Consider the following 14,586-nt stretch of genomic DNA (forward strand, 5'->3'; position numbering starts at 1 on the left):
TGAAATTGTTTCTGATCATTCATGATTTTCCTCCTTGTAATATCGGTTATTGTCCACATACTCTTGCTTTTGCTTGCTGTATCGATGCGTTAAGCCTGATTGTGTGGAATGGATTGATTTTTGCGTATTTGCCGATTGGTTTTGATAGGTTTGAGACAAATCTTCCCTATTCTCCATTCGTAACTCATGCGCCTGTTGGAGGGCATTGTCTTGCACCATACTTAAATGCCTTTCCTGGGATTTGTCCAAAACATCCGATGAACCGCTGGCATGCGCTTGATTAATCTTTGATTGTTGGTGCGCACGCAGGGCATCTCGTTGTGCTTCAAATTGGCTTCTTACCTCTGCAGAAGAAGGTTTAACCCACTGTCCCACTTGCTCTTTGATGGCCGATTTTCCTTGAGTCGATCCCATAAATTCATCAGCCAGTTTTTGTTGTGCGCTTAAACTTGCCGCATCGCCGCCTAAAAGCCACTGCTCCCCTTGAACTCCATGACGCTGAACCACCCAATCATGAAATGTCTGATCTAATACCCTGTCCATACTGGAGGAGTGTTCTTTCACTTGATTGGCCATGTGTTGATAGTTTTCACCTTTACTGTATTCAGTAGACGCCATATCCGATAAGGCCTGTCCTTGGGATAAATTGGCGGCAATCTGCTCTGATTTAGATAAATTAAACGAATCATTGGCATCCAGATGATGGGTCTTAGCGGTCGCTTCCATATGATTTAATGCATTGGAAAAGGATTGGCCTTCACTGGAGTTAAAGAAGGCTTGAACAGAGTTGGATTGGGATGTGCCTGCTCTTGCGCTCACACTGGCCTCCCCAGAAAGGCCTGTCGTCCAGTGTGCGAAAGACCCGAGTATTCCCCGGCGAGTATCTATTCTTGCTGCAACCGCTGCATCGATAGAGACTTGCCCTGACTTGTCATGATGCTGATTATACTGATTGACCGCATCCTGCATTTGACGAATATCTTGATTGAGTGCATTACTGAGCGTTTTATTGATCCCTGTTCCCTCACGCACTTCATTCCCATCAGTTTCACTAAATTGAGATAATCCACTGAATGCTTGCTGTAAATGCGAATCGGCCGTTGTACGATACGTTTCGGCATTATGAAACGACTGACTGGCATTTTCTTGCAAGGATGCGCTGATGCGGTCTGATGCATGCAATCGGGTTGCCATTTGGCTTATCGCCGGCTGCGCATTAATGACGCGCGAACCATCTGTTCCAGCCGAAAGGAGCGCCCCATTGGCGGCTTGTACGGTGGCTCTACCCTCCATATGCTGGAAATTGGTATCCCATTTATGCGCATGGGTATTGTCGTAATTCATATTCCATCCGCTGTAGGAAGCCATTGAAATGTTTCCCTGGGTAGCGGATTGGGCTTCTCCCGTGGATAATGATTGCGCCATTCCCCCTAAATGCTGAGAGGCGGCACTTAAGAGATTAGGTAATCCCTTTGCAATAAACAGCGCAATAACGGGTACACTGATGGCCAAGCCACCAGCGGTATAGGCAAAGCTGCTTTGAATACTGGCGATTGAATCAACGGTAGAAAAAGTAACCCCGCCGTTTTTTGCACCAAACAAGGTCAGCGTGGTGGCAGAGGCTAAGGAAACAAAAAAATGAATGATGATGAACATTGGTGGCCATGACCATAAAAAAACTTGGGTTTGCAGGTAAATCATGTACACCCCATGCATGGCGGGCACGAGTGCTAAAAGCATCACTAAAGGAAAAATACACAAGGTCAGCATCCAAAACACGGTCATGTAATATGGCAATCGATACCCTGCAAGCCAAAAACTATTGGCCTCCGCGACATGCATCTTTTGCAGACTGGAGGTATTGGTATAATTCATCAATTCCGCATCGGCGCCTGCAAAAGCAAAGGCATCCAAAGCGGAATCACGCGTGGCATTAATTAAAATATTTTGCGTTAAAATATTGGCCGCATCCTTGGATACATTCATAAAATAAGAGTGTGCGGCAGCGAGTCCATCACTAAATTTCTCTTGGTTGCCTTGCGTCATGATTTGCGACAAGTGCACTAACTGTTTTTCAACCCCCTCATTCAGTTGCGGTTTTAATTGTTCGGCGGCCTCAATACAGCTTAAATTACTACCATCGTGGAATAAAACACGATAAATAGGCGAAGGATGTGCGAAATAAAGCTGGATTAAATCGGCGCTACCTTTCAATTCATTAGGCGTAATTTGTTGGCTTCCTAGCAGTTTCGCTGAAAAAATGCACTGCCTGATGTACGCTGATAAATCACGGGACAATTCGGGAGAAAGCGATAAATTAGCACTGGAGGCAGCCAACCAAGTCCGCGCGCCAAAGAGCATCCCTGTTTTGGTATAGTCCAAATCATCCGGCATATGGAGTACATTACTAGATACTTTTGTGATCCCATACCCAATGCCACTGATGATGGCAGCGGGAAGCCCAACGCCTAACGGCACGTTATCTACAGTCAGCGCCGAGCCTGCTGAATCCGCAGTTTGCATATCCACAATAGCGACGGGGACTTTGAGCCCTAAAATGCAAAACAGCAAGAAAAACGTACAAAGGACATAGCGACTAATTGCCTGGATTTTCTTTCCAGTAACATACTGAAACCCGACAACGCCTACGGCTAGAATACTGACAATATCTTGAGCTGTCTGATAGGTTGAAGTCCCTAATAAGGTCACCATCGCATCGAGTACGGTCTTTAAATATTCCCCGTTTTGCGGCGTATAAATGGTTAATAAACTCATTGCACGTCTCCATAATAGGCGGTTCTTAAGGTCGGGGTTAAGGCACTTAGCGCTTGTTTCACGTTATTGCGTATCAATTCATTGGTTTGCAATGCGGCATTAAAACGTTCACGGCTTTCTGTGTTAAAACGAGTGACGAACTGTTGGGCGATTTGGAGATTTTTATACAAGCGCTCTTCATTATGCGCACCGATTTCTTTGCCAGAGAGCGAGGCGCGAATCACATCGAGGGAGTTAGAGAGATACTGTGCTAGTAAGTCAGTGGCTACACTTTGCGCTAATTCAAAGCTGCCCTGAATGCCGGTGTTTTGTTGCGCATTGGCGGATATAAGATTAAAGACAGCCGGCTGGGTTAATTCAATTAAGCCCTTTTGTTTATCGGTTAATGCTTCCCCCATTTTGATACGGTCATATATCCCTTGCAGAAGTTCTTGGACTTGAGACACCAAAGCCTTTTTGACATTAATTTCTTGCGTACTGGTTGCATCAATGGATAGACAATGCGACTCAGCGCCGGGATCGGTACAACGGTAACTCGGTAATTTTCCGCCATACAGTAAGGCTTTGATAAAATCTTGATTAGTGGCTAAGGAGGGATAAGTAAGCAATGCCCCTTTACTATTAAATACTATCGTTCCTGAAATGGACATGTACACTTCTGCTAATTTGGGATCTTCCGCAATGAAGGAATTAATTTGCAGTGAATCCCATACAACATTGGTATTGATTAATACGCGATCTTTATACTCTGGGTTATTTTTAGCTTCCTGTAACAGGGTTTCAGCCTCCCCTCCGGTAGAGCAGCGTTGACGAGCCATTGCCCAATCCGTAAAAGTCCCTTTGTGGCGGCCTAAATCTTCACAAAGACGCTGTTGAGCCGCGCGATTTCTAGGCCATAAGGCCGCACTTAAATTTTCGCCCATTTCACAGGAATTAAAATTAGTCCCATTGATTTCATTGGCAAGCTTCTGCATAAATTGCATGGCATGCGCTATTTCAGGCAGTTCGGTTTCTAGCGCGAGATTTAGGGCATAGCCTGCCCCTCCTGATAAAATGTTTTGCATGAATTTTACAATCTGATCGGATTTGATAAAGGAGAATCCACCAGCAAATAAATCAATTCCCCCGCAACCAGAACGCATGCCAGGGACATCCACATGCGCTAATCGAATAGTTCGTACTTGATTACGGGCATACACGGAACCTAGTGCCGCAAAGCCGGCTGCTTGGGTTTGATAGGCATGCGATCCGGTCACGTTGGCATCAAAACCCAGGTTATTAAAAAAATGCGTGAGATCAGACTCCGCATTAGCAAATAGTTGGCTTGACCCAAACAGTAAGGCGACTGCACAACTTTTTTTAACAAAACCCAATCGCATGAAGGTAAAAGGTTTAGTCATGGTATTGCTCCTCCAAATGGGTCAGCAGTTCATCCACTCGCTTTGCCAGTTGGGCAGGCTGTGCTTCACCAAATAGCACGGCATACGCCTGATTGGTTGGGCGGTTTACCAGGTAGAGGGCAGGAACCACGGGCTTGTATTCACCCGATACATACAAGTTTTGAAATAATTGGGGCGTTAGATTGTTTGTCTCAAATCCTTCAAGCGACTCACCATCTAAGCTATAAGCTTCCACAGGGATGTTAAAATAAGCGGTAAAATCCTTAAGAATGGGGGCAAATTGATGGCAATGCGGGCAAGTCGAGCGATAAATAAAGATAAAATAATAGGCTTCCCGAAGCTCATCGAGCCTTTTTTCCCTATTGCTATCCAATTCGTACTGAGCCTGTTTTTTATTTAATAGCGCGTGTAGCTCATCTAAGGCCACATTCGCAAAAACAGGCATTGTCAGAATGGACAAGAGGACAACCCAAATGCCTTTTTTCATTCACTCACCCCTTCATAGCTCAATCGTTTAAACTGGGTCATCACATCAAAAATCCGCTCTTTAATTTCATCCAGTGATAAAAAACCATAAGATACCGGCGACATCCGATTGCTTTTTAAATCCACAAAATAAAGCGCGGGCATGTATTTCGCTTCAATCGCCATTTGTTTTTGGATCACCTCAAGAGGTATTGATTTGGGATTAGGAAGCCCCTCTATTAATTGGCCATCGGTCGATACTGAAATCATTGAAAACCCATATTCCTTAATGAAAGGCAGTAAATGCATTACGAATTTTTGGGAAATAGAGCTAGTGCCTCGATAAAATAAAAGAAAGCCATAACGGGCACTGCTTTCATGGATCACTTTGTTGATTAGTAATTTCTGCGCATCATTACGAACTGCGATGGCGGTGTTATCAGTGGGGAAATTTAAGCTGCTGTCCAGCTCTGGATGCATTAACAACACTTGTTGCCAATAGCGCACAAACTGCTGGTTATTTTTTGAATACGCCATCTGGGCTTTCATATAATCATGCGTGGCATTGAAAGAAGGTTCTAACAAGGCTTGTGCTAATTTATTCAGTGTTTCCTGGCGCATCGCCATTAGGCGCTCATAGGGTGATTTAACCACCGCAGGCGCTGGCGGTGTCTTGGGGGCTGGCTTTTTAACGGGCTCTGCAGTATACCAATGAAATCCTTTTGGCAGTTCCTGCACCATCTCTGCATGAAGTCCATTGAAGCTAAAACAGAAGGCGACACACCAAAGCAGACGGCTCATAATTCACTTGCCTTTTTTTGAATTCGCTTTGTTACTTCATCAAGGGTCTTTTGTGGATTGGGCGTAGTTATTTTTAAATCCCCTGCAATCCCTGCTTCCCGGTTAGGCGTACCCTGTCCGTACGGATAGATTGGCGTAACAAAATCAACCTCATTTAAATTCATGTGTTGAAGTTCAACGATACTCAACCCGGCACAGGTCGGCTCCTCTGCACTCCCTAAACCCTGTGGATTGACTTGCGTCAAGCGAGCTTCCTGGATGATTCGCGCCATTTTACTGGGAAAAACACAGTAAGAGCGCTTTTTCTCTAAACAAACCCCTGCGACTTCTTCACTGCAATACTCACCCAGATAATGAGCCACATAATTTAATTTGGCTTTGCCCAATGCCTTGTCTTCCTCACGGCAATGGGTCAAATCAATTGCTTTTCCCCATCCTTTATCATGGCAGCAGTCAATGATATCAACTGGCCATATTTTGCACTGAACCGCTTTGCCGCTAAAAAGCGACATAGTCGGCTGTTGACTTAACTCGCGTCCTGCCTCACCAACCACTGCCAGGGCAGAAACACTTTGCCCAAACTCCGCATTTTGAGTTTCGATGTGTTCAACACACTCGCCATCGGCGCAGAATAAGTCTTTGACACACTCCACAGGCGATTGGCAGACATTTTCCTGGCAGCTATAGGTTTGTTTATAAAGCGCACAGTAATTGTTCTCATAGCGACTGCACTCAGAACCAACTTGAAGACATCCTTTATTTTTCTGCAGTGCGCATTCATCTGCCGTAGCGCTTGAACACGAGTAGACTAACTCACGCGCCCAGCAATCACGCGATACAGGCAAGCCTTCAATGGTTTTCGGGGACTGGGAGTCCGTACAGCGTTCTTTTTTTAGCCGGCAAAGCCCGCCTTGCTTTTCAAATGGCGTGCAATTGCTTAGCCAGTTTTCCTGGCTAATATAAGGCTTTGAGTTGGCATTAACCGTTAAAGCCACTTGGATAGGATAGGATCTTCCCCACTCCTTATTGATAAAAAAGCTAATCACCCCGTTATTGGCGCAGCTTGGGTACCCTATAATCTGGACCCAATAGGCATTATCGCCATTGTTTTGGATTGCATGGACACTGGCTTGCAGTTGATCACAAGGATGTTGCATGCGGATAGGATAAGGAACCATGCTTGAAGCCGCGTTGGTGACTACCCCGGTGAATAAATTAACCGTAATCACTCCAGTCCATTTCTTCGCCACCACAAACGAAAAATCAGCGCGCTGTACTACTTTTTCAGAATCCACGACGACGTTTAGTGTTTGACTACAGGTTTGATCAGGTAATAACCGCGAACTAAAGCACTGCTCTTCATGGGTTTTCATTTCGCAAACCGGTGCTTGGTTATTGCACTGAACCCTATCGTTTGAGATCCCATGCACAATGGCATAACTTTCATCTTGAATGAGCTGGGATTGCGCTAAGACAGAACTGGAAAGATTCAATTCAAACTGATTCTTCCCAAAATTATCAATGACCGTCCGTGCCCCCTGGTCATTTTGAATGGCGGCTTGGGCACTACTAGACAAATCCGTTTTTTCTGTTTGAATTCCCTGGTAGTAGCTTTCCTGCTCAGGATGTTCTGAATAGTTATCAAAAAGAGAGCGCGGCTCAAAACCATTCATTGACTCTTTAGGCTGTGCACTTAAGGATTTGGCATAATTTTTCAAGGCATCAAAGTCAGACCCGGTTTGGTTTGCAAAACAGGCAAAGGAGCACCAAACGGTAAGGAAAAACCACTTAAACATGGCCTTTCTCCAATATCAGTTGTGCAACCTTGGCTGCGGTTTCTCCTTTATCCGCAATGAGCTGTAAACTGTTTTTAATGGATGCATTGCCATAAACCACATCAAAAGGCTGTTCTTTGCAAAGCAACTGCTGGCCGCATGAAACAGGTCTTTTACTGACGACCAGTGCGGGGACGGCCGTAATATGAAACTGCTCAAACCATAAGGGATCGACCGATACCCCATTAAAGGCCAGTTTTTGTTGTTTGGCCTTGGCATTGAGTTTAGAAAAAGCTGTGATCGTTTTTTTGAAATCCCCCTCGATGAGTCCATTAATCACCACTGGAATTTTATAAGAGGCTGCTTCATCGGCCAGTGCAAACAGCAATGCGTCTGGCATTGAAAAGGAAACGAATAATACCGCTCCATCAACGGTTTGACCTGTTCGTACGTGTGCCGTTTGCTTTTGCGTGCTTTGAATAATGTTCTCAATCAGCGTTCGATTCGCATCATACGACTGATTAGAGGATTGATTTAGCTGCATCAACACCTCTTTAGGGATAGTGCTCTGCTGCTGTTCGCTGGTTTCTAATGCCTCGTTTAGGTGATCATTCACATTGGCATGGCCTGTTGTGATCATTAATGAGCTCATTAACAAAATCCCAAAATAATTCATGATCTTCCTCATCATTAAAGAAAACAGCAGTTTCTTTTTTTCCAAATTAAGAACCCGAAATTGTCGCCATCCCCGGGATAGGTGTGCCCCGCTTCCCAGCCCACCACCGATTGCCCAAACGGATGGCAACGATGCGCTTCAGGCAAGGTGTTGACTAACTGATATCGATAGCGGTTTTTGGGCATAATGCTGGATGCATAGGTATGGCAGATTGCAGGCCAATCTTTGCCAATTGAATCGCGAATGGCTGGTGTTGGCGGCCGATGGAGTTTGAAATCAACCCGCTCTGCCAATAATACAGCTGCACTAATCGGACTGGATTGATGGGCAACAAAACCGGTTAATGGATAGGTCGAGCCTTGCGCACCCTGACACCAAAACAGGCTATTAACCGCTGTACCACCCAGCGCTTTCGTGGCATCAAAAGCACAAGAGGCTCTTACAGGAGGGGACGTAAATAATACCGCCTCAGGATTAATGATGAAGGCGAGTTCTGAGTCATTCCAGGTCGGATCTAATTCGGAAGGATACAAAATGTCAAAATCCTCTGTCTCCATACAGCCAAGCGAAGTTAACACCTGCAGCCAATAGACTAGGGGATATTTGTACCAATGCACATAATAAAACGCCCCACGGCCATCGGTTTCCGGGAATTGCGAACCACCTAACCCTTTCTTGGTGACTTTCAGCTGTACTCCCAAATTAACCATGCACCAGGGCTTACGAGTAACATCCACTAATGCAGTCGGCTCCCAATAGCCAATGGTTACGCCTAAGCGCTCGCCAATGGGCGTGGGGCATAAACACAAGGGGGTTCCTGGGTTTTTTGTATCGGGATAACTGCTTTTAACGACGTCACTACTCCCAATCGTCAGTGGGAATAAACAGTTCCAACACACATCGGTAATGGGATTCACAAAATGCCCTTTGCACTGGGAAGCATATAATGCGCTATGAGTGCCGAATAAGACGAGTAAAAGGCACCTTAAAATGAGTCGACTTATCATATCCAACCCCCAATAATGTACAGCCTCCTACGGCTACTCATTGCGATACTTAAGCAAAACGAAACGCTTACAAGGAGCAGAAAAGGATTAATGGATCTAAGCCCTTCGGCATGTTGCACCAAGAATGCAGGAAGCAGGATCCAAATCATCTGAATTAAAATGGCGATATAAAAACCAACCCAACCCCAATTAGTTGCTCGGTCTGGATTGCTCATGGCTCTTCCAGTCAAGGAGAGACACGAAGACATTGAGAAATAAATGCCAATCACACATCCACTGATCGCTAAAACAGAAGGGAATTGATGTTCACTTAAGGCTTGAAGAAACGCCGTCGGATGTTCAGATAACAATATGGTCAATATTAACGCAATGAAGGCATGATAAATCCCATAGAGACTTATGGATAAAGTCCTTTTTATGCCCTGTTTGAATGTCATTGTTCTCATGGTTCTTTTCCTTTCCATTTAATTATTCGCAGCTGATTTCCTGAATGCTCCAAACAACTCCCTTTTGCCTTACGATGGAAGGCACATGTTGGAGATGAAAATAACTGCTCAATCGCCCTTCCAAATCAAAATAAATTGAACCCAGCAAGTTCGACGTTTCCCTGACGTCCCCTCCCGTTAAAATAAATTTTACAAAGTCATATTGTTTGTAATGCGTGTGAACCCATGCCATTTGTTTGGGATCATCGGCGTTGAAGAAAAGCAACGTCTTTGAAAAGGAAGTGCGTTCAAAGGGATTCAAACGAGTACCTGCTTTAGCGATTAACACGCCATCAGGGGTATAAAGCGTTTGATTAACGTTGATACTTGGATCTATTTCATATACTCTGGGAGACTTTGTAGTCGATAGATGAAGCGGATTAGGCCGCCTGACATGGGCTTCAACACGTGAAATCAATTGTTCCTGGTGCTCTTTTAATTCGCCAGAACGCTCCATTCGATGAAGCTTATTCATAATCACTTCACGGATATCCTCCTCAATAATGGGGAACACCTCTCCATAATTTCCCAGATTTTGAGCGTGCACAGACACCACACTTATAAATAATGACAAAGCAAAACCGGCTCGTTTTTTCATGATCCTTTGAGTTTCTCCAAAGCGATTGCAATCACTTCATCTGTGACATCCAGCGACCCGCTGGCGATAACCGTGGCGGCAATTAAGGTCACGTGACGTGACTCGCCAAATTCTGAAAGCACCTGTGGCAATAAAGACGAATAATGACTTAATACGGTCTTCTGCTCTTTTTCAGATAAATGGCTTTGACTTAACAAAACGGCTGGCTGATTCAAAACACGTTGCATATCGACAATAGCAATGGGCGCTCCTTTCGGATGGCTCCATGTCAAAACACCAGAGAGTACGGCACCCGTTAAAACGGCCAGGAGATATTTAGAATTAAACCGCATCGACAAGCCCCTCCCCGACTAGTAAATCCCTGGATAACCCATAATGTTCACTGGCCACCATCAAACTGGCCTCTACGTATGAGAACCCCTCTGCGACATAATTCATAACCTTTTGGTAGTCGTGTCCATCTGAAGACAATAAAACCCGGGTAAAGGGATCAACGAATAAGCGATGAAAGGATGAAATACCGTCGGCACGTACCAACACTTGCGAAAAACCCGCATCTTTGGCTTTAGGGAATGACCTCAATAATGTCAGTTCATAATCGGAAAAGGTGTTATGCGCATTTTGATGTTTGGTTAACGAATCAGCGTCCTGAAGAAAAACGAGTTTTAATGACGAGTTTTCCCAGGCAGCCCGTGCCTCTGGAAAAGAATAATAATCATCAATCCCCTGCGTGATGGTGACAAAAGAGGCATTATGCCTTCGTCCCGTACGAAACCCTCGATTGATGAAATTAACCGCCACTTGATCGCCTGAGAACAAAGACCAGGCTTCATCAATGACGCACATTTTTTGGCGGCTGCGATCGGAATTAAACATGCGATTCTGGAATTGGGATAAGATAGACAGCAGGACAGGTGCGCGAATGGTTTCATCATCTTCAATTTCTTTTAAATCCACTACGATAATGCGTGCTTCGGGTGATAGTTTTGAAGGAGCATTAAACACCGTACCATGCTCTGAATACGTGCAGAAGGGATCTAAGTTTTTTGCCAGAATTTTTCCGGTGGGGAATTTCTCCCGATCGCGCTGGTATAACTCCAACAATTGGCTTTGGACGGTATCAATAGTGGTGGCCTGGCCATGTTCAAAGAAGGCCTGAAGAATGGCCTCTCGCAAGGTGCCCCGGTCATCATCGCTCGCGCCATCTTTTGAGCAAGCCAATAATTGAAACAAAGAAAGAATATGCTTTATTTCTTTTCCGATGTTAGTTACATGGGTGAATGGGTTCATCGAAAGATTGGCATACTCAAGATAGACACCACCCAAGGCATGGCAAAGTTTTTTGTAACTTCCGCCAACATCCACGATAAACAGGTCGCCTCCATTAAAAAGAATATTAAGCATTAACATTTGAATAAAAAAACTTTTACCGCCACCTGAAGTACCGGTAATGGCAATGTTGTAATTCGTTCCTAATTTTCCTGAAAAAGGATCGATGCAGGCGAATTGGTTGCGAAGTGTGGGCAATAACATCCCTTTTCCAGTCCCCGCCCAATCTGAAAGAACAGGCATGTATTGCGTCGCATTCCATGAGGAAATTGGCCACATCATGGTGGGCAGCTGGAACCCTTTTTGCAGATGATTGGTGAATAAAAAGGGCATCGATGCTAAAAAATACGGGGGTTGCATCCGACGGCTTAAAGCGAGCTTAATGCCATTGTAAGAAAAGCAAACCCGGGCAGCCTCCAGATCACGAGCCTGCTCTGACGGTCTTGAGAATAAAACAAGGTTGTACAGCATCCTACAAGAGCGTGTTTTTCCTGCTGCCAAATCATCCCGAAAATGACGCCATTCGCGGGCTTTTTTTTCGGTACCCGCTACATGAAGCGCATAATCCCCCTTGGCTTTTTTATCTAAATCGCCGGTTTTTCGATTGGCTCGTCCCTGTGCTTTGGTTTGCTCTTCAATCAGATAGGTGACTGAAATGATGTGATTACAAGGAATACTCTGCTCTGGATGGAACACATTATTAGTATTATTGATGTTATCCCAAAGATGATACTGACGCGGTAATTCATCAATGGTCATAACCGATGCCACGGTCTCAAAGGCTTTACCTTGATGATTAACTCCACTAATGAGGAGCCCTTCCTTGGTGATTTCCACATCGAAATCATGCCCCACCGCCTGGTATTTAATGAATCGGCTGGGATCATAGGCGGATGATTTGGGATACAGTGTATCGGGTTCGTTCGCCAGGTAGAAATGGAGTAAGCGCAATAAGTCCACGGCATGGCATGCTCTGAAACCAATTTTGGCAGACATCAATGCCGCTTCAAATGCGACACGAAATTGTGCAAATTGCGCCTTCGTCTCTTCCTCCTGTTTGCCATTCATTTTATCGATAACGATATAGCACTCTGTTTGCGTAAGTCTTGGATTCACATTGGTGTTGGACTTAAACCCATGAACGGCCGCTTCGCCATAAAATGAACGAAGGGATCGGCCGAGCAGGTTTAAATTTTTAAAATCCCGGGAGATGAATTGATTTAGGAATGCATCCAATTCATGCCCCACTTGATTGTGCTTTACCAAAATAAGTTGAAGGCAATATTCATCAGACACTTTGGTTCTTAAGATTGAATCCAGCTGCTCCGCAATCTTCTCATTTGCACCGGTTAAAGGGGTAATGCGGTACAATAGCCCAGTATTCCAGCGATTAATGAATAGGTGTGAGTCTTCGTCATAATACTGATAGGGAAGTTCCTCACAAAACAAAGGGTACCGATGGTCGCTTGCGTGTAAGGTATTTTGCCGAGAAATAGATTCCTCTCCAGCAACCAAATAGTCATTGACTGAATCCTTAAAATCCTGGAAGTATTGTTTAAGCGCTCCGAGCATAGCTTTTCCTAAAATAATTGGTTCATCATCGGCTTACTTGAGAAGTAGCAGCCCCTGCATTGTTCTTGTTGAACGTATTGCCCATCCGGAGTAAATCGTCTGGCATCCACCATACGGTTGACCTGCTCCATGCTTTGACAACCTCCACGCTCAACAAAAGGGCAGCGAACGTCTTGATGATCGAAAATCGAGTGCGAACATCCCGTACTTCCTATTACAGAAAAAACACTCAACAAGACCAAGAATGGTTTAACCATGGCTATCTCCCTTAGGGTTCACAGATGAAAAGAAAGGTTGATTAGTAAGCCCATTCTGATTTAAGAATTGCTCTGCCGCGTTTGAGTCCGATTGAGGTGTGGACTGCGCAACAAGGGGCTCAATGCTGTCACTGGGAGCAGTCTCTTGCCCTGCCCGGCTGATAGTGGTCGTAATCGCTGCCTCATTTTGCGCGGATTGGTTGTTACCCGATTGACCGGATTCAAACGACTGATGCGCCCTATCAATCCAAAATCCTTTGGTAAACATTACGGAAACGCGCCTTCCCGCTCGCGCGACGACTAAGGGGTGATAGATATCAGCGATTTTCATGATGTAATCGGATATTTTATTTGCGGGATTACTCACCGCCCCGCCTGCAGCAGATTGGGCAAGGGTCGACGCCTGGCCGTAAGTGGTTATGGTGCCTGCCCCTGGATTGATGGTTTGTGCGGTGTTGAGATTTTTTAGTCCATCACCAAATCCCGCGATCATTCCTGCAGCTGCACTGTACTCCAAAAGCGGTTTGGTTTTCAAAATGGAGGTTCCGCGCAAATCCTGCATGGCATCCAAATCATAAACAGAACCATAGACCTTCTGCTCAAAACTTAAATTGGGTTTTGCACAGGATAAGGTTTCAAGATGCATCACCACTGCATCATCGGATAAATCGCCATAGGTTGAGACAATCGCCAGGCAACCATTGAGGCGCGAATGGCGATTGTTCGGCATTATTCCATCGGAATCGAGCCTGATAAGGGCTGTCCCCATATTTTTAGAGCCATTAATCCCTGCATCCCCTTTGGCACCACTAAGCATGAACCCCTCTACATGCGTGCCCGCCCAAACATAATTGTCTGGCGTTCGTTCTTCCTTGGATTGACGGCGGTAATTGAAATTCACTGTTTCAAGGCCTGCTTTGGAATAAAACGTTTTTTCAGCTTGAATGCGCTGCTTTTGACGGGCAGCCATTTCCTCGCGGGTTGGCGGTCTTGCAGTTCCCATTGCTAAATGCGTTTGCGAGTTTTTGAGCAAGGCGACCTGTAGTTTGGCATTCATTTCTTTATTTTCGAGCTCAAGTCGTTCTAATTGTTTTTTCATCTCACTAAGCAATGCCTGACTCTCAGAATCGTCGCTTTCCGATTGTTTGGCTTCCTTTTTTTTGTTTTTTTCAACCAGGGCTTTTAGCGCATCAATCTGGCGCTGTTGCTTTTCAAGCACCGCTTCATCACTTAACTTACTAAATGCACTGTCTAAAACCCCATCGAAAACCGGTTGGTTATTCGATTGAGACATCGGTGCCGGTTTTGACGAGTAAATATAGAATCCATAACAACAACCCCCGATAAACAGAAACGCTAAGGCATTACGAAGCTGCTCCATTTTGGCGCTATGGTTTTGATTCCCATTTTTATTTTTCTTCATCAACTTGCTAATCAGCTTCATCT

At 45.0% G+C, this 14,586-nt stretch carries 12 protein-coding genes; all 12 read right to left on the reverse strand.

Annotated features, from left to right (window positions below):
* Window positions 1-15 precede the first annotated feature (15 nt).
* Entirely contained in the window at window positions 16-2,775 is a 2,760-nt protein-coding gene (locus DYH61_RS15275) for a conjugal transfer protein TraG N-terminal domain-containing protein (RefSeq protein ID WP_058508465.1), read from the reverse strand.
* Window positions 2,772-4,175: a conjugal transfer protein TraH gene (locus DYH61_RS15280; RefSeq protein ID WP_058508464.1), complete on the reverse strand. Its 1,404-nt coding sequence runs from the start codon at window positions 4,173-4,175 to the stop codon at window positions 2,772-2,774. The genes DYH61_RS15275 and DYH61_RS15280 overlap by 4 nt, the downstream gene beginning before the upstream one ends.
* A complete protein-coding gene (gene trbB / locus DYH61_RS15285; RefSeq protein WP_058508463.1) occupies window positions 4,168-4,662 on the reverse strand; it encodes a type-F conjugative transfer system pilin assembly thiol-disulfide isomerase TrbB in 495 nt (164 codons plus the stop codon). The genes DYH61_RS15280 and trbB overlap by 8 nt, the downstream gene beginning before the upstream one ends.
* Window positions 4,659-5,441 carry a type-F conjugative transfer system pilin assembly protein TraF gene (traF, locus tag DYH61_RS15290; protein WP_058508462.1) on the reverse strand — a complete coding sequence of 261 codons (783 nt, stop codon included), beginning with the start codon at window positions 5,439-5,441 and terminating at the stop codon, window positions 4,659-4,661. Before traF ends, trbB begins: the two co-directional genes overlap by 4 nt.
* Window positions 5,438-7,237, reverse strand: coding sequence for a type-F conjugative transfer system mating-pair stabilization protein TraN (gene traN / locus DYH61_RS15295; protein WP_058508461.1), 1,800 nt, complete (start codon window positions 7,235-7,237; stop codon window positions 5,438-5,440). Before traN ends, traF begins: the two co-directional genes overlap by 4 nt.
* Window positions 7,230-7,868, reverse strand: coding sequence for a type-F conjugative transfer system pilin assembly protein TrbC (trbC, locus tag DYH61_RS15300; RefSeq protein WP_233011639.1), 639 nt, complete (start codon window positions 7,866-7,868; stop codon window positions 7,230-7,232). Before trbC ends, traN begins: the two co-directional genes overlap by 8 nt.
* Before the next feature lie 38 nt (window positions 7,869-7,906).
* A complete protein-coding gene (traU, locus tag DYH61_RS15305) occupies window positions 7,907-8,899 on the reverse strand; it encodes a conjugal transfer pilus assembly protein TraU (protein ID WP_058508459.1) in 993 nt (330 codons plus the stop codon).
* Window positions 8,896-9,345, reverse strand: coding sequence for a hypothetical protein (locus DYH61_RS15310; protein WP_058508458.1), 450 nt, complete (start codon window positions 9,343-9,345; stop codon window positions 8,896-8,898). The genes traU and DYH61_RS15310 overlap by 4 nt, the downstream gene beginning before the upstream one ends.
* Window positions 9,346-9,367: 22 nt before the next feature.
* A complete protein-coding gene (traW, locus tag DYH61_RS15315; RefSeq protein WP_058508457.1) occupies window positions 9,368-9,982 on the reverse strand; it encodes a type-F conjugative transfer system protein TraW in 615 nt (204 codons plus the stop codon).
* Window positions 9,979-10,314: a TrbI F-type domain-containing protein gene (locus DYH61_RS15320; RefSeq protein WP_058508456.1), complete on the reverse strand. Its 336-nt coding sequence runs from the start codon at window positions 10,312-10,314 to the stop codon at window positions 9,979-9,981. The genes traW and DYH61_RS15320 overlap by 4 nt, the downstream gene beginning before the upstream one ends.
* On the reverse strand, window positions 10,304-12,883 hold the full coding sequence (gene traC, locus DYH61_RS15325) for a type IV secretion system protein TraC (protein WP_058508455.1): 2,580 nt from the start codon (window positions 12,881-12,883) through the stop codon (window positions 10,304-10,306). The genes DYH61_RS15320 and traC overlap by 11 nt, the downstream gene beginning before the upstream one ends.
* Window positions 12,884-13,132: 249 nt before the next feature.
* Window positions 13,133-14,584 (reverse strand): TraB/TrbI/VirB10 family type IV secretion system protein, encoded by a 1,452-nt coding sequence (locus tag DYH61_RS15335; RefSeq protein WP_058508453.1) that lies wholly within the window; start codon window positions 14,582-14,584, stop codon window positions 13,133-13,135.
* Between the last annotated feature and the right edge of the window lie 2 nt (window positions 14,585-14,586).

This window comes from Legionella quinlivanii (assembly GCF_900461555.1).
Taxonomy (GTDB): domain Bacteria; phylum Pseudomonadota; class Gammaproteobacteria; order Legionellales; family Legionellaceae; genus Legionella_C; species Legionella_C quinlivanii.

What these genes read in the sequence shown, in the direction of transcription:
- DYH61_RS15275 (WP_058508465.1), bottom strand. Translation starts at nt 2,775, where the DNA reads ATGAGTTTATTAACCATTTATACGCCGCAAAACGGGGAATATTTAAAG.
- DYH61_RS15280 (WP_058508464.1), bottom strand. Translation starts at nt 4,175, where the DNA reads ATGACTAAACCTTTTACCTTCATGCGATTGGGTTTTGTTAAAAAAAGT.
- trbB (WP_058508463.1), bottom strand. Translation starts at nt 4,662, where the DNA reads ATGAAAAAAGGCATTTGGGTTGTCCTCTTGTCCATTCTGACAATGCCT.
- traF (WP_058508462.1), bottom strand. Translation starts at nt 5,441, where the DNA reads ATGAGCCGTCTGCTTTGGTGTGTCGCCTTCTGTTTTAGCTTCAATGGA.
- traN (WP_058508461.1), bottom strand. Translation starts at nt 7,237, where the DNA reads ATGTTTAAGTGGTTTTTCCTTACCGTTTGGTGCTCCTTTGCCTGTTTT.
- trbC (WP_233011639.1), bottom strand. Translation starts at nt 7,868, where the DNA reads ATGAGCTCATTAATGATCACAACAGGCCATGCCAATGTGAATGATCAC.
- traU (WP_058508459.1), bottom strand. Translation starts at nt 8,899, where the DNA reads ATGATAAGTCGACTCATTTTAAGGTGCCTTTTACTCGTCTTATTCGGC.
- DYH61_RS15310 (WP_058508458.1), bottom strand. Translation starts at nt 9,345, where the DNA reads ATGAGAACAATGACATTCAAACAGGGCATAAAAAGGACTTTATCCATA.
- traW (WP_058508457.1), bottom strand. Translation starts at nt 9,982, where the DNA reads ATGAAAAAACGAGCCGGTTTTGCTTTGTCATTATTTATAAGTGTGGTG.
- DYH61_RS15320 (WP_058508456.1), bottom strand. Translation starts at nt 10,314, where the DNA reads ATGCGGTTTAATTCTAAATATCTCCTGGCCGTTTTAACGGGTGCCGTA.
- traC (WP_058508455.1), bottom strand. Translation starts at nt 12,883, where the DNA reads ATGCTCGGAGCGCTTAAACAATACTTCCAGGATTTTAAGGATTCAGTC.
- DYH61_RS15335 (WP_058508453.1), bottom strand. Translation starts at nt 14,584, where the DNA reads ATGAAGCTGATTAGCAAGTTGATGAAGAAAAATAAAAATGGGAATCAA.